The organism is Acidobacterium capsulatum ATCC 51196, from assembly GCF_000022565.1.
Classification (GTDB): Bacteria; Acidobacteriota; Terriglobia; order Terriglobales; family Acidobacteriaceae; genus Acidobacterium; species Acidobacterium capsulatum.
Map to the genome: position 1 here is coordinate 3,894,857 of NC_012483.1, position 15,433 is coordinate 3,910,289.

At 63.7% G+C, this 15,433-nt stretch carries 13 protein-coding genes; 8 read left to right on the forward strand and 5 right to left on the reverse strand.

Annotated features, from left to right (window positions below):
• Window positions 1-32: 32 nt before the first annotated feature.
• From mtnP to ACP_RS16075, 8 genes are read left to right on the forward strand one after another with little or no spacing between them, the layout of a single operon-like run.
• Window positions 33-896, forward strand: a complete 864-nt coding sequence (gene mtnP / locus ACP_RS16040; RefSeq protein ID WP_015898388.1) for an S-methyl-5'-thioadenosine phosphorylase — start codon at window positions 33-35, stop codon at window positions 894-896.
• Window positions 897-938: 42 nt separating this feature from the next.
• Window positions 939-1,877 (forward strand): PfkB family carbohydrate kinase, encoded by a 939-nt coding sequence (locus ACP_RS16045; protein WP_015898389.1) that lies wholly within the window; start codon window positions 939-941, stop codon window positions 1,875-1,877.
• The gene (locus ACP_RS16050) at window positions 1,843-3,525 is read left to right on the forward strand and encodes a hypothetical protein (RefSeq protein WP_148215189.1); all 1,683 of its coding nucleotides are present in this window, start codon (window positions 1,843-1,845) and stop codon (window positions 3,523-3,525) included. The genes ACP_RS16045 and ACP_RS16050 overlap by 35 nt, the downstream gene beginning before the upstream one ends.
• A complete protein-coding gene (locus ACP_RS16055; protein WP_148215190.1) occupies window positions 3,525-4,232 on the forward strand; it encodes an MgtC/SapB family protein in 708 nt (235 codons plus the stop codon). Before ACP_RS16050 ends, ACP_RS16055 begins: the two co-directional genes overlap by 1 nt.
• Complete coding sequence (dapF, locus tag ACP_RS16060; protein ID WP_015898392.1) at window positions 4,232-5,029, forward strand: diaminopimelate epimerase; 798 nt, start codon at window positions 4,232-4,234, stop codon at window positions 5,027-5,029. Before ACP_RS16055 ends, dapF begins: the two co-directional genes overlap by 1 nt.
• The gene (locus ACP_RS16065; RefSeq protein WP_015898393.1) at window positions 5,022-5,975 is read left to right on the forward strand and encodes a S66 peptidase family protein; all 954 of its coding nucleotides are present in this window, start codon (window positions 5,022-5,024) and stop codon (window positions 5,973-5,975) included. The genes dapF and ACP_RS16065 overlap by 8 nt, the downstream gene beginning before the upstream one ends.
• 8 nt (window positions 5,976-5,983) lie before the next feature.
• A complete protein-coding gene (gene mpl, locus ACP_RS16070) occupies window positions 5,984-7,471 on the forward strand; it encodes a UDP-N-acetylmuramate:L-alanyl-gamma-D-glutamyl-meso-diaminopimelate ligase (protein WP_015898394.1) in 1,488 nt (495 codons plus the stop codon).
• A gap of 5 nt (window positions 7,472-7,476) precedes the next feature.
• Entirely contained in the window at window positions 7,477-8,187 is a 711-nt protein-coding gene (locus tag ACP_RS16075; protein ID WP_015898395.1) for a lysophospholipid acyltransferase family protein, read from the forward strand.
• 80 nt (window positions 8,188-8,267) lie between these two features.
• Here the strand turns inward: ACP_RS16075 and ACP_RS16080 are convergent, their stop codons facing one another.
• From ACP_RS16080 to ACP_RS16100, 5 genes are all read right to left on the reverse strand, one after another.
• Entirely contained in the window at window positions 8,268-10,193 is a 1,926-nt protein-coding gene (locus ACP_RS16080; protein WP_041839683.1) for an aryl-sulfate sulfotransferase, read from the reverse strand.
• A gap of 669 nt (window positions 10,194-10,862) precedes the next feature.
• On the reverse strand, window positions 10,863-11,561 hold the full coding sequence (locus ACP_RS16085) for an SPOR domain-containing protein (RefSeq protein WP_041839684.1): 699 nt from the start codon (window positions 11,559-11,561) through the stop codon (window positions 10,863-10,865).
• Between the two features lie 9 nt (window positions 11,562-11,570).
• Window positions 11,571-12,359 (reverse strand): slipin family protein, encoded by a 789-nt coding sequence (locus ACP_RS16090; protein WP_015898398.1) that lies wholly within the window; start codon window positions 12,357-12,359, stop codon window positions 11,571-11,573.
• A gap of 94 nt (window positions 12,360-12,453) precedes the next feature.
• Complete coding sequence (locus tag ACP_RS16095) at window positions 12,454-13,773, reverse strand: NfeD family protein (RefSeq protein ID WP_015898399.1); 1,320 nt, start codon at window positions 13,771-13,773, stop codon at window positions 12,454-12,456.
• Entirely contained in the window at window positions 13,770-15,425 is a 1,656-nt protein-coding gene (locus tag ACP_RS16100; protein ID WP_015898400.1) for a tetratricopeptide repeat protein, read from the reverse strand. Before ACP_RS16100 ends, ACP_RS16095 begins: the two co-directional genes overlap by 4 nt.
• Window positions 15,426-15,433: the final 8 nt, after the last annotated feature.

Here is a 15,433-nt window from a genome sequence, read left to right on the forward strand (position 1 = left end):
TCTGTTCCAAAATTCGTCTGGGAGATCCCCCTTTGCAACAGGCAGAGATCGGCATCATCGGCGGCAGCGGGCTTTATGCCATGCCGGGTTTGAGCAACGTACGTGAACTGAGCGTGGACACGCCCTTCGGCAAGCCCAGCGATCCGCTGGTGCTGGGCGACCTTGAAGGCCGCAAGGTGGCCTTTCTGGCGCGCCACGGGCGCGGGCACCGCCTGCTGCCTTCTGAGCTGAACTTTCGCGCCAACATCTACGCGATGAAGCAGATCGGCGTCGAGCAGATTCTCTCGGTCTCGGCCGTCGGCTCGCTCAAGGAAGAGCACAAGCCCACCGACTTTGTGATTCCCGACCAGTTCATTGACCGCACCTTCCATCGCGAATCCACCTTCTTTGGCGAGGGCATCGTCGCGCACGTCGCGTTTGGCGACCCCGTCTGCGCCAACGTGCGCCAGGCGCTCGAAGCCGGTTGCACGGCCGAGAAGGTTGTGGGCAAGCAGGGCGGCACCTATGTCTGTATGGAGGGCCCGCAGTTCTCCACGCGCGCCGAGTCCAACCTCTATCGTAGTTGGGGCGCCGACGTGATCGGCATGACCAATTTGCAGGAGGCCAAGCTCGCCCGCGAGGCCGAGATTTGCTATGCCACCCTCGCCATGGTCACCGACTATGACTGCTGGCGTGAGGGCCACGACGACGTGACCGTGGACCAGATCGTCGCCGTGATTCATCAGAACACGGCCAACGCAAGCCGCGTCATTCGCACCGCCGTGCAGCAGCTGCCCACCGAGCGCACCTGTGCCTGCAAGACCGCGCTGACGCACGCCGTCATGACCAGCCCCGATGCGATTCCGCAGGCCACGCGCGCCAAATTGGCGCTGCTGCTCGATCGCGTGCTGCCGTAGCGGCGTTTTATCCCCCTGACGAGAGAACTGAGGAATTCCCGCATGTCGATTCTGGTTGTAGGCAGTGTTGCATTCGACACCATTGAGAGCCCCGCGGGCCGCGCCGAGCGCTGCCTGGGCGGGGCAGCCACCCACTTTGCGCTCGCCGCCAGCTTCTTCACGCCCGTGCGCGTGATTGCTGTGGTGGGCGAGGATTTCACGCCCGAAAACGAGGCTGTGCTCACCCGTCGCGGCATTGACACACGCGGCATCGATCACGCGGCCGGCAAGAGCTTCTTCTGGAGCGGCTCTTACGAGGGCAACCTCAACGAGGCCCAGACGCGCGCCACTGAGCTCAATGTCTTCTCCAGCTTCTCGCCGCGCATCCCGGCCGAGTACATGGATTCGGAGTATCTCTTCCTCGCCAACATCGATCCGGTGCTGCAGGCTGAGGTGCGCGGCAAGATGCCTGACGTGCGCATGGTCTGCGGCGACACCATGAATTACTGGATCAACGGCCATGCCGAAAATCTGGCTCGCGTGCTGTCTGAGCTGGACGTGCTGCTCATCAATGACACCGAAGCAAGGCTGCTCGGCAATGACGATAACATCGTCCGCGCCGCGCACAACGTGCTGGCCCAGGGGCCGAAGACGCTGGTCATCAAGCATGGCGAATACGGCGCGACCGCCTTCTTCAGCAAGCAGTCTTTCCCTGAGGAGCACCAGCAGCACATCGCCGTTCCGTTCCGCGCGCCCGCGCTGCCCCTGGCCAATGTGGTTGACCCGACCGGAGCCGGCGACTCCTTTGCCGGCGGCTTCTACGGCTACATCGCCTCGCAGCCCAGGCTGACGCCCGAGGTCTTCAAGCGCGCGCTCTTCTACGGCGGCGTGATGGGTTCATTTGCTGTCGAGCGCTTCGGCACCGAACGGCTGGCGCAGCTCGATCCGCGCGAAATTGAGGAACGGTTTGCCATCTTCCGCCAAATCTCGCACCTCGACTGAGATCACCCCCGAGGCGCAGCTCCGGCAGGAGACGATGTTCGTCGGCCTGCTCGCCGCGCTGGCCTCGGTGCTGGCCTTTGCCTACTGCTTTCCGCGCGGCATGATGCTGCTCTATGGCGATGCGGTCGCGCACCTGGGCATCGCGCGGCGGCTGACTGATTCGCTCGATCCCGGCATCCGCCAGCTCGGCTCCGTGTGGCTTCCGTTTCCGCATTTGCTCATGGCGCCCTTCGCCATGAAGATGAGCTGGTGGCAAAACGGCATGGCCGGAGCTATTCCATCCATGTGCTGTTACATTCTCAGCGTCATGGCGCTCTACCGCCTGGCGCGTCTGTGGCTGCGGCCCATGGCGGCCGTGGTGGCAGTGCTGTTCTACGGGCTCAATCCGGGGCTGCTCTATATGCAGACCACGGCCATGGGCGAGCCCGTCTACCTCGCGCTCATGATCTCGGGCATTCTTTTTGTGGCGGAGGCGCACCGCGCTCTCGTTCAAAAAGATTTCCCCTTCGCCGCGCGCCGCATCTGCTGGGCCACGCTTGTCTTCATGGGCGCGGTCTTCACCCGCTACGACGGCTGGATTCTCGCCTTCCTCGCATGGATCGTCGTCTGCGTGGTCATGGCGCGCGCCAAGGCATGGAAGACTCGCGCGGGCGGCGCATTTCTCATGATGACCGCGCTGCTCGGCGCATCGCCCTTCCTCTGGTTTCTCTGGAACTCCCATCAATTCGGCGACTGGCTCTACTTCATGCGGGGGCCATATTCGGCGCACGCCATTGAGCTGCGCACCACGCCGCCGGGCGCGCATCATTATCCGGGCTGGCACAATCCCTGGATCGCCAACCTCTACTACCTCAAGTGCTCCACGCTCGGCATGGTGCCCGATCTCTTCACCTGGGTGCTCTTCTGGCTGGCGGTTGTCGGCACGCTCGCCGCCATCTACCTGTGGCGCCGCAAGCAGTTGATGCCCGCGCTCGTGCTGCTCTGGATGCCGGTGCCTTTTTATGCCTGGGCTGTCGCGTACAGTTCGGTGCCCATCTTCATGCCCGTCTGGGGTCCGAACTCCTGGTACAACACCCGCTACGGTATGGAGATGCTCCCGGCCTACGCGCTCTTCCTCGCCTTTCTCGCGGGCGCGGCCATGATCGCGCTTGAGCGGAAGCGCCCCGCGCTCGCACCTCTGGTTGCCCTGGCCGCCATTTGCCTTGCTATCGTCGATGCCTCCGCCGAGATGCGCGCCACGCCGCTTGTTTTGAAAGAGGCCGAGGTCAATGCGCGCACGCGCATTCCTTTTGAGCTGGCCTATGCACGCGCTCTCAACCAGTTGCCGCCTTACGGAACCATCCTGGCCTACACCTCTGACCACGTGGGAGCCTTCGAGCGTGCAGCCATTCCGCTGCGCCGCACCATCAATGAGAGCGACGGCACGGCCTGGCAAAAAGCGCTTCAGGAGCCCGCGCTGGCCGCGCCCTTTGTCATTGCCGAAGATGGTGGCCCCGTGCGAAAAGCCGTGCAGCGCGAACTGGCCGCCCACCCCGGCGCGCTCAAGAGCCTGATGGTCGTCTGCTCCACCGGCCAGCCCTGCGTTCACATTTACCGTTCAACACGCGTGGGTCTGGATGGTAGCATCATCACGAAAATGTGGCACTGATGATGCTTCAGAACTCAGTCGCGATGGACTTCAACCACCTGCAGCAGATCGCCTTCACCCGCGATGTGGCGGGCCGGTTGCTGCTGGCCGCGGCGCTGGGCAGTGTGGTGGGCCTGGATCGCGAATGGCATCACCACGCCTCCGGCGTGCGCACCAATGTGCTCATCTGTTTTGGAGCTGCACTCTTTACCTTCCTCTCGGCGCTCATCGCGGGTGACTCCGCCAATCGCGCGCAGATCGCATCGAATATCGTGCAGGGCATCGGCTTCCTTGGCGCCGGGCTCATCCTGCACAATCGCGACCGCATCAGCGGACTCACCGGCGCGGCCACCGTATGGGCCGTGGCCTCCATCGGCATGTGCTGCGGCGCGGGACTTTACCTGCCCGCCGCATTTGCCACCGCGCTCGTGCTGCTGGTGCTCGAAGGCATTGGCCTGCTCGAGCGCAAGGCCAACTTGAAGCTTTATTCGCGCCTTTATGAGGTGCGCGGGCGTGACGCGCTGCAACTCAATCTGGCCGTGCTGCGCGCCATGGATCACGAGAAGAAGCCCTTTCACGGCGCCGACGAAGCGAACATCGGCGACCTCTACCGGCTCACCTTTCATCTGGCGGCCACCACTCGCGGGCACCAGCGCATGCTGCACGCGCTGCAAGGCGCGCAGGCCGTCGACGAAGTGCATACCTTTGCAGATGTGGAGAACGATTGATGCAGTTTGTAAAAGCCGATGCCTGTGGCAATGACTTTTTGATTGTGGAAGGCAAGGCCGACGCCGCGCTCGCCATTGCACTCTGCCAGCGCCACACCGGTGTGGGCGCTGATGGCGTCGAGTTTCTTGAGAAGACCGGGCCTCACAGCGGTACCATTCGCCTGGTGAACGCCGACGGCTCCATTGCAGAAATTTCCGGCAACGGCACGCGCTGCGTCGCCGCCTGGATGGCCCACGAGAGCCATGCCCGGCCCGGCGATACGATCACGCTCACCACCGACGCCGGCGCGCGCGCCTGCCGCGTCGTGAGCGCGGACGGCGCAAAATTTCTCATGGCCACCGGCATGGGCGTGCCCACCGTGCGCCACGGCATGGTCAAGCTGCCGCAGGGCATCACGGTCGAGGGCTCCGTTGTCCACACCGGCAATCCCCACTTCGTGATTGAAGTGCAAAGCGGCGATTTCACCGTTCAGGGCCACGACTGGCGCGAGATCGGCAAGGCCATCTGCTTCCACCCTGACTTCCCCGCGCAGACCAACGTCGAATTTGTACACTTCATCGATACAAATACCGTCGCCATCCGCATCTACGAGCGCGGCGTCGGCCCCACCACCTCCTCCGGCACAGGAACCTGCGCCAGCGCCGCAGCCACCATCGCCGCCGCACGCGCCGCGTCTCCCCTGCGCGTCATCGCCGAGGGCGGCGAGCAGCGCGTCGAGTGGGCTGGCCAGGGCGCCGAGATCACGCTCACCGGCCCCGCCGAACTCATCTGCCAGGGCGAGGCCTTCGTTGGCTGACCGCGCCGCTGTCCTCAAGCCCCGGGCACTGCGCCCCGGCGCGCGCATCATCGTGGCCGCGCCCGCCAGCAGCGCCCGGCCTGAGAGAACGGACGCGGGCATTGAAAACCTGCGCCAGCGCGGCTTCACCGTGCAGCCCGGCCCGAACGCCTACCGCAAGCACGCGCCCTATTTTTCCGCTCCTGCCGCAGACCGCCTGCACGAGTTCACCTCCGCATTTCTCTCGCCCGGCGTGGATGCGATATTTAGTCTCCGTGGCGGTTACGGATCGAACTACCTGCTGCCCGGCCTGCCTCTGGAGCAGTTGCGCCAGCATCCCAAAATCTTCCTGGGCTACAGCGACACCACCACGCTGCAGACGTACCTGCTCGACCAGCTTGGCCTGGTCGCCTTTCACGGCCCGCTCGTTGCCGGTGACTTTGACCGCGAAGGCGGCGTCGATGAAGCCAGCTTCACCGCGGCCACCAGCGGCGGCCTCGTGCAGGCAGGCCCAGAGCACGGCCTGCGCCCCCTGCGCGTGCCCGCAGGGCAGGGAAGCGTGCGCGGCACCCTCTACGGCGGCTGCCTCAGCATTCTCACCTCCGCGCTCGGCACCCCCTATGAGCCCGCGACCGAGGGCAAGCTGCTGTTTCTCGAAGACGTTGAGGAGCGCCCATACCGCATCGATCGCATGCTGCGGCAGATGATGCTCGCGGGCAAATTTCGCGGTGTGCGCGGCTTCATCTTTGGCGAAATGCTCGGCTGCGTCTCCCCCAACACTGAGCCCGATCTCGTCGAGCGCGTCATCCTCGACGTCCTCTCGGGCTTCAATGTGCCCATCGCCTTCGGGCTGCGCTCCGGGCATGTCTCGCGCGGCAACGTGACGTTGCCTTTGGGCATTGAGGCTGAGCTGCGCCTCGACGGCACGCCCACACTCCAGTCTCTTGAACCGGCGGTAATCTCTTAATGTCACACATGCAGGCCAACAAGCACATTCATCTCATCGGCATCTGCGGCACGGCCATGGCCTCGCTCGCCGGACTCCTCCAGCAAAAGGGCCACCGCATCACCGGCTCCGATCAGGCGGCCTATCCGCCCATGTCCAACCTGCTCGCGAGCCTTGGCATTCCCATTGCCGAGCCTTTTGCCGAGGCCAACCTGCAGCCCGCGCCCGATCTCACCATCATCGGCAACGCCATCTCGCGCGGCAACGCTGAACTGGAGCACGTGCTTGACCGCAAGCTGCCGTTCACCTCCATGGCGCAGGTCATTCATGATGAATTCCTCGCCGGGCGCGAATCGCTCGTCGTCTCCGGCACGCACGGCAAAACCACCACGACCAGCATGCTGGCCTGGATCTACGAGGTCGCCTCGCGGCGCCATGCCGGGTTCACGCCATCGTTTCTGATTGGCGGCGTCGCAGAGAACTTCGGCACCAGCTTTCAATACAAGCCCGGCAAGGCTTTCATCATTGAGGGCGATGAATACGACACGGCCTTCTTTGATAAAGGGCCGAAGTTCATGCACTACTTTCCTGACGCGCTGATTCTCACGCATGTTGAGTTTGACCACGCCGACATCTATCTCGATCTTGATGCCGTGAAGACTGCCTTTCGCCGCCTCGTCAATCTCGTTCCCCGGCGCGGACGCATCGTCGCCTTTGACGCCTCGCCGCATCTGCGTGACTGCGTGCAGAAGGCGCTCTGTCCGGTCGAGTTCTACGGTGCGCGGCCCGATTCCGCATGGCAGGTGGTCGATCTCGTCCAGCAGGGCGGCATCATGCAGTGGAAGGTGCTGCGCTACGGCGCGCCCTGGGCGGAGTTCCGCATGCAGCTTGCCGGCGAACACAACGCCTTCAACGCCACGGCGGCAGCGGCTCTGGCCGTGGGGCAGGGAGTTCCGCTCGCGGCTATCACCGAGGCGCTCGCCAGCTTCCGCAGCGTCAAGCGCCGCCTTGAGGTGCGCGCGCAGGTCCACGGCGTGACCATCATCGACGACTTCGCGCACCATCCCACGGCCATTCGCGAGACGCTGCGGGCACTGCGCGGAGCCTACCCCGGGGCGCGTCTGTGGGCGGTGCTGGAGCCGCGCTCGAACACCCTGCGCCGCAACGTCTTTGAGCACGAACTGGTCGAGAGCCTCGCGCTCGCCGATCAAATTGTCATGGCGCAGGTCTTCAAGAGCGAAGCCGTGCCCGAGGCCGAGCGCCTGCAGCCCGAGCGCGTCATCGCGGCCCTTGAGCAGCAGGGCAAGCCCGCGCATCTCATTCCCGGCGTCGCCGGCATTGTGGCGCGCATCGCGGCCGAGGCACGGCCCGGTGATGTGGTGGCGATTCTGTCGAATGGTGGCTTTGACGGCATCTATGAAAAACTGCCGCACGCTCTCCAGGAGCGCGTCGAGAATCAGCCCTCGCAAGACCACGCCACACACGGGGCCGCGCCCATGCAGGAGCCGCGCGGCTGACGCCCATGCTCACCTCCCTCGCCCTGGTTGTGATCTACATCGTGCTGGGCTTTCCGGCGGCGCTGGTCTGCGTGCCGGTTGTGCTGCTCACCGGCGACATCTCGCTCATGTACGCCTGGGGCATGGGCATCACGCGGCTGGGCCTGCGCGTCATGGGGCTCAGGCCCACGCTCCACGGCCTGGAGCACGTCGAGCCGGGCGGGCAATACCTCTTCCTCTCCAATCACCTGTCCAATCTTGATCCGCTCATGCTGCTGCCCGAGATTCCGGTGCGCATCGCCGTCTTCATCAAGCGGCCGCTCATGAAAATCCCCATCCTCGGCTACTGCATGGGGCTGGCCGGCTTCATTCCGGTCGACCGGCGCGGCGATGTGGAGGCGGCGCGGGCCAGCGTACGCCGCGCGCAGCAGGTCATGGACTCGGGCGTCAGCGTGGTCTCGTTTGTCGAGGGCACCCGCTCGCCCGACGGCCGCATGCTGCCCTTCAAAAAAGGTCCCTTCTACCTCGCCATGGAGTCGAAGCAGCCCATCATCCCCGTCTCCATCCACGGCACCGAAACCATGATGCGCAAGGGCAGCCTCGCCATCCGTCGCGGCCGCGCGCACATCACCTTCCACGCCCCTCTCGAACCCTCCCACTACCCTGACCGCGACGCCCTCATGGCCGCCGTCCGCACCGCCATCGCCTCCGGCCTGCCCGAGTGGATGCGCGGTTAGGGACTGGCCCTCCAGGCACACGCGCCTTCAGCGCCCTTGCGGGGGATGCACCAGGTAGAAATGCCGCCGGCTGGAGCCTGCTACCACTGCACGCCGGGGTAGAGGCTGGGGATGCGCTTGGCTCGATAGAGGTTAGCGCCGGTTTCCTGCAGCGTCCACACAGTCTGCGAGCTGTTGCCTGTCTTGATTTCCTCGACGGCCGAGGTATAGTCTCCGTTGGAGGCCGCCGGTTCATCACACAGATCAAACTCCATATCACCGTTGGCAAGCACCTCGGCATTTCCTCCCCAACTGTTGTAGTCGGCGGCAGGGATAGTATCGCGGAAGGTGAGCGTAGCGGTTTTGCCGCTTTCGCTGACGGTGAAAATCGGAACGGTCGTGTAGCAGGAGAAGGTTGAGGTGCCGCAGAGATTTCCGCTGGCATCGATGCGGTCGTCTCCGTTGTCCATCATGACGATGCCGAAGGCGCCGTCGGTGTTCGTTGTCGTGAACGAGGGGTTGTGCTGCGCATAAAACCAGTCGATCGGGTCTGAGCCGTTCTGAAGCGTGAAGTCCCCGCCTTCGCCCAGATGCCAGACGATGTCGCCCGCGCCATTGCCATTGTCATAGTCGATCTTGAGGATCCAGTTCTGGTGGCGAATGGATATGACCAGATCGCCATCGCTGGGCGAGTAGAGCACGGCATTGGTATGCGTCCAGTCAGGGAAGCTCATCGGGTGCCGGTTGAGGTCGAGGTGGTCAAACTCGTTCCACACCCAGACAGGCTTGAGGTTCGTGTCGAGATCGACGAGCACATCGCCGAGCACATTGACCGTGCCACTATAACCGGTGAGGCCGGTCTCTTGTTGGATGGTGTTCGCCAGCACGATCCAGTGGCCGTTAGGCAGAACGAGTACGTCGTGGTGGAAATCGTCAAGCGTGAGATTGTAGCCCGCCGCAGCCAGCTCTGAGTTAAGCTGCGCCATGGTAATTTGCTTGACGACGTTGCCTGCGAGGTCAATCTCGCGGACTAGATCGACGGTACCAGCGGGGGGCGTGACCACGTCGTCGTTGCTGTCGAGCAGGAATTGTGAGGCATAGGAGAGTACGACGATGTAGTCGCCGTTGGTCATCTGCTTGACGGGTTGCACGATGGTGGGGAAGTCGCTGCCGTTGTTGCGGTCGCCGTAGTTGTATCCCCAGATGATATTGCCCTGAAGGTCGGTGGCGTAGGCCTCAAGATAACCGGTGATGGAACTGTTGCTGGCGCTCATCAGTTCAACGCCGGGCTGTGGCGTCTGGCCGCTGGCAGTGGTGGTCGTGATGGTGGGGAGAATGGCGGCAGGGAAGTTAGATGTAGTGAAGGTGTGGTCAGAGTCCTGATATGTGGTGCCGTCGTTCAGGGTGAGGGTCGCGCTCATGTGGTAGAGCGTATTAGCCTTCATGCCTGCGACGTAAATTGAGACCGGATCGCCGTTCGTGGGTGTTGCGTAGGAGGCAGTCTCAAAGCCATAGCCGGTGGTAGTGCCAAATTGTACAGCGACGTTGCCCTGGCCGGTGGGCGCAAAGGTATAGAGCGCGACCAGCGGGTTGTTGGTCGCGGTCACGATGCCTTGGCCGGCAGAGAGTGCGACGCCCGTGCCGGTGAGGTTGACGGTCTGGGGCGCTTGCGCCTGCTGGGTGATCTGGAGCACGGCCGCCTCTGCGCCGTCCTGCTGCGGAGAGTAGGTGATGACAACTGCGCAGGAGGATTTGGCGGCGAGCGTGCCTCCGCAAGAATAACTGGAGGCCAGTGAGAAGCTGCTGTCGCCCGAGAGTGACAGATCGACCGATGTGCTGGAAGAGCTGGAATTGGTGACGGTGACCACGGTGCGCTCCACGCTGGTGTGGAGCGCAGTCTGCCCGAAGTCAAAGGTCTGGGAACTGAGTTGAACGGCACCTGCTCCCGTGCCGCAGCCGGAAAGCAAGATGGGGAAGAAAAGACCTGCAGAGGTGGCAGAGAGCAGTAACACGCGGCGAATACTCATCGCGTGTTCAGACGAGCCTTTGAGCTGGAAGTTGCAGTGGGGAAGAACCCCGTTCCACTATTTTGGCCGGATGGCCACACAAGCCTCTTTTGTTCAGCTTCGTGACAGTCTTTCCATTGTGGTTCGAGACATGCTTTACACTCCTCGCTCGAGCGAGAGCGAGCGCGAAGGTGTAAAGGGCTATGCCGCGGGTTCGGGACAATCCCTCCTCCATCCCTGCCGGAAATAAACACCCCATTCGTTACCATGGAAGAAGGGGAAAATCTCCGGCTCTCCGCCCTCCAGACCGTCCAATTCCCAACCGAGCCAATCTCACCGCCACCCCACTCCCCCGACCGGAAAGCCCACTTCACCCTCAAAAATCCGCAACAAATGTGAATCCGAATTCACATTTTCGGCTGAGCCGGTAAGGCCTACCTAACCAGCACGTAATCAACTAGATAGGGCGAAAACCCGCGCCCTCCGTCTCAGCGCCCATAAAAAAGACACCCGGAATGTGAATTGTAATTCACATTCCGGGTGTCTGTCTTGTATCCATCAGAAAATAAACATCTTACCTCGCCTCAAGGAGCCCGCAATCGCTCTCTTTCGCGAAAAAATGCGAATCTTCATTCACATTTCTTAAGCGCGCCCAATCCCACGCCGAAAAGTCTGCGAAAGTCGCCCCGCCTACGGCTTCAGGATGGCGTTATAACCGTCGGACTGCAGGCGCTGGCGCATCTGGTTGGCGGCGGCGCGGCTGTTGAAGGGGCCAATCTGCACGTGGGTGAGGCTGTCCTGCGGAAGGCGGCGTTCCATCACGTGGTAGCCATGCTGGCGCAGCGCGCTCATCAGCACGGCGGCATCGGCGGGGTTTTGCACGGCGGCCACCTGCACCATGTAGATCTCGGCGGGCGTGGCCGGGCGGGCTGCCGGGCTGGGTTGCAAGACCGGGGCAGCGGCGGGCGCGGCGACCGTCTTCACCGCCGGAGCCGGGTTCGCCGTGTTGGCCGTGGCGGCAAGCACCGTGCCGGGCTGCTGGCCGGGCGTGGTGGAGGCGACCGCCGGGGTCACGGTCGCGCTGGTTCCGGGGGCAGTGGTGCCGTTGGTTGCGGTGGTGGCCGGCGGCAGGCTCTGCTGCGCCGAGGGCTTGGCCGCGCCGCCACTGGGCGCAAGGCCGGAGTCAGAAGAGGTGGCAGGCGTCGAGGCCGACGGATTCGTCGCGTTATTCGAGTGCGAGCTGCCCCGGCCCAGCGTATAGCCAAAGCCGAAGAAGATGCCGCAGATCAGCACCAGCCCGAAGAAAATACCCAGCAGCGAGGGCAGCCCGAGGGTGATTTCGGTGTCCTTCTTTTCCAGATCGTCGTCGTCAAAAGCTTCGCGCATCATCTCTTTAGATTATGCGGCAGGGGGTGCCGGGTTGTCCTTGCTGAATGCGGACTGAAACTTGTTGAGCAATGAGACCAGTTCCATGGGCAGCGGAAAGACGATGGTGGTGTTCTTTTCCGCGCCAATGTCGGTCAGCGTCTGCAAATAGCGCAGTTGCAGGGTGATGGGCTGCTCGGCGAGCATGGCGGCTGCCTCGACGAGGCGTTGCGCGGCGGCGTATTCGCCCTCGGCATTGATGATCTTGGAGCGCTTCTCGCGCTCGGCCTCGGCCTGTTTGGCCATGGCGCGCAGCATGGTGTCGGGCAGGTCCACCTGCTTGACCTCGACGCTGACCACCTTCACGCCCCAGGGCTCGGTGCGCTCGTCAATGATGGCCTGAATGCGCTGGTTGAGTTGTTCGCGATGGGCCAGCAGGTCGTCGAGCTCCACCTCGCCGAGCACCGAGCGCAGCGTGGTCTGGGCAAACTGCGAGGTCTGGTAGACGTAGTTGGCCACCTCGATCACGGCGCGCGCGGGGTCAAGCACGCGCAGGGTGATGACGGCGTTGACCTTGATGGTGACGTTGTCGCGGGTGATCACGTCCTGCGGGGGCACTTCGAGCACGTCCTGGCGCAGCGACACGCGCACAATCTGGTCAAAGGGGCGCAGCACAAAGATCAGCCCCGGGCCCTTGGGCTGCGGCAGCGCGCGGCCCAGGCGGAAGATGACGCCGCGTTCGTATTCGCGCAGGATGTTGATGCATGAGAAGAGATACACCACAACGACGACGATGAGAACCAGAAGAGGAATGCCGATCATAATGCTCCGTTCTGAAGAGGTGGAGAGCCGTGGGCTGAGTTCTGCGGACGGGAGCGATTGTATCGCACGCCGCTACGGGCTGGCGTGACGGGCCTCAGGTGGCGGTGGCTTCCGAGAGGCTCTCCACCTGCAGAGTGAGGCCGCGCAGGCCGGTCACTTTGACGTGCGCTCCGGCAGGGATGGGCTCGGCGGCCTCGGCAAACCAGAGTTCGCCGCGAACGAGGACCTGCCCGCGCGGGGCAAGCTCCTCCTGTGCAATGCCGATGGCGCCCAGCATGGCGGCGGGGCCGGTCATGATCTTGTTGTGGCGCGCCCGCCACGCGGCTCGCACGAGGATGGTGGTGATGATGCCGAAGCCGAGTCCCGCGGCGAGGGCGGTGGCCAGTTGCACGCGAAGCTGCGGAATGGGGCCGTTGACGAGGGTCAGCAGGCCCACCACGAGCAGCACCGTTCCAAGGCCGGCAAGAATGCCGTGGCTGGGGAATTTGGCCTCGAGCAGGATGAGCACAAAGGCCGCGAGAATCAGCAGCCACGAGGCATCATGCACCGGCAGCATGTTGAGGGCAAAGAGAGCGATGACCACGAGCAGCGTTCCCAGAGCGCCGGGCACGATGGTGCCGGGAATGTGAAATTCGAGATAGATGAGCAGAGCGCCGGTGATCAGAATCAGCACGGCGACGTTGGGGTCCATGAGCGGGTCAAAGACTCTCTCGCGAAAGCTGGGCGTGACGTCCACCAGTTGCGCTCCGGCGGTGTGCAGCACCACCTGCTGTCCGTTGAAGCGGGTGATGGCGCGGCCGTTCAGTGCCTCCAGCAGCGCGGGTGTGCTGGGCTCGATGAGGTCGATCAGGTGCAGGCTGAGCGCTTCCTGCGGCGTGTAGGACTTCGAGTGGAGCACGGCCTCCTGGGCGGCGTCCACATTGCGGCCGCGCGGCGCTACGTAGGAGCGCAGGAAGGCCATCGCGTCATTGGTGATTTTTTCCTTGAGCGTCGCGCCCATCGACCGCCCTTCGAGAATGGGGTGCGAAGCTCCGGCCTCGGTGCCCGGAGCCATGGCGGCGACGTCGGCGGCTTCGAGCAGGAAGAATCCCGCCGAACCGGCACGGCTGCCCGTGGGCGCGATGTAGAAGATGACCGGCACGGGACTCGACAGAATGTCATGCACCATCACGCGTGTGGAGGCGAGCAGACCGCCCGGCGTGTTCATTTCGACGAGCAGCGCCTCGGCGTGGGCGCGGCTGGCTTCATGAATGCCGCGCGCGAGATAGTCCGCGCTGATGGGCTGGATGGTGTCATCCAGATGCAGCACGTAGACCTGCGGCGCTTTGGATTGCGCGCCGAGGGCGAGACACGAGAAGGCCAGAAACCAGAGCGCAAGCAGCAATCGGAATCGGCGTTCTCGTGGAAAGGTCATGGCTTGCTGGCTCCGGCCTTGTTGGTTTCGAGCTGGTTGAGGGCGTCGTTCAGACTATGCGCCGCCGCGTTGCCGGGGTCAAGCTTCAGGGCGGCAGCCACCTCTGACTTTGCTCCGCTGTTATTCTTCTGGGCCATGTCGAGCCGCGCCAGCACCAGGTGCGCCTCGGCATTGGGCTCAAGGGCGAGCGAGTCCTTTGCTTCCCGCTTGGCAGCCTTGTCATCGCCGGAGCGCTCACGCACCTCGGCAAGGCCCGCGTGGGCCATGGCGGAGTGGCTGTCCGCAGTGAGGGCCGCGTGGTATTCGCGCTCGGCTTCGAGAATCAGACCGCGGTCGAGGAACTGGTCGCCATCCTTGACCAGCGCCGTGGCGCGCTGCGGCGCCGGCATGGTGGCGAGGCGCATCTCCTGCATCTGCTCCAGCTCAAAGGCGGCCTGGCGCACGCTGGCGCCGTCATAGTGGCGCTGGATGCGCTCAAGCGGCGTGTCCGTGTCGGCAATGGCCTGGCCCGGGTCAGGATTGGCGGCAGGCGGCGTCTGCAGCGTCTCAAGAAAGCTCTGCGCGTCCGTGTCGTTGGGGTTGAGCTTGAGCGCCGTCTGCAGTTCGGCAATCGCGCCCTTCACGTCATGCTGGCGCTCGAGCGTCACGCCGAGGTTGAAGTGATAGTTCTCATTTTTGGGGTCGGCGGCGATGGCTTTGCGGAAGAAGTCCGCCGCCGGCTGCCCTCGGCGGCTGGCCGCGACGCCCTCGTTGTTGAGCACCTCGGGCAGCGGCATCGACTCTGAGACAAAGGCAAACGCATTCTCGGCCTGCGCATAGTCGCCGAGGTAGAAGAAGGATAGTCCGCGATAAAAGTCCGCTTCCGTAGCGCGGGAATAATAGCGTGGCAGATGGCCAAGCGTAGCGGCGCAGAGCTGGTAGTCCTGGTCGGCAAAATAGGCGAGCCCAAGCTGCATCCACGCAGGAAAGAAATCAGGAGCGATGCGGATGGACTCCTTGAGATCGGTGATCTGGTCGGTCAGCGCGGGCGCAATCAGGCCGCGAATGTAGCTCTCATAGGCTGCCGGAGGCAGCTTGCCATCGGCAGCTAGAAAGGTCTGCTCGGCCACGGCATAGTGGGGGTCCATTTTGCGCACCACGCGCCAGGCGAGGCTGTTGATCGCGTTGAGCAGGTCAGGCAGCGCGGCGTTCACCTCAATTGGCTTGGTGAGGGTGAGCGCGGCCATGTCGAGAATCTGTGCCTGCGCCGTGATGCGGTTGCCCTCCACCTTGTAGCTGCCCACAATCACGTAGTCGGCATCGACCAGTTGCGCAATGCGAATGGTCAGCGCGCGTGAGGGCACCAGGTTTCCGGGCAGCCCAAGATGGTCAAAGGCATAAAGACGGTCTTCGCGGCCAAGCGGCAGATAGTCGGCTCCAGCGAGGCGGCGGCTGAAGATGTCAGGGAAGGCCGTACCGATCCAGTCCACGGTCGCGTCGTTGCTGCGGTTCTCAAAGGGCAGCAGCAGCACCAGGCGGCCATGCATGGCCGCGTCGCCGCTGGCTGGAGACGGGCGGACGGAGTTGCCGAGCGTGTCCTGCGCGCGGGCGCTCAGGGCAGAAAGGCTCAGGCAAAGGCAGAGCAGCAGCAGAGAAAACTTTTTCAGGCTCACGACAGGTT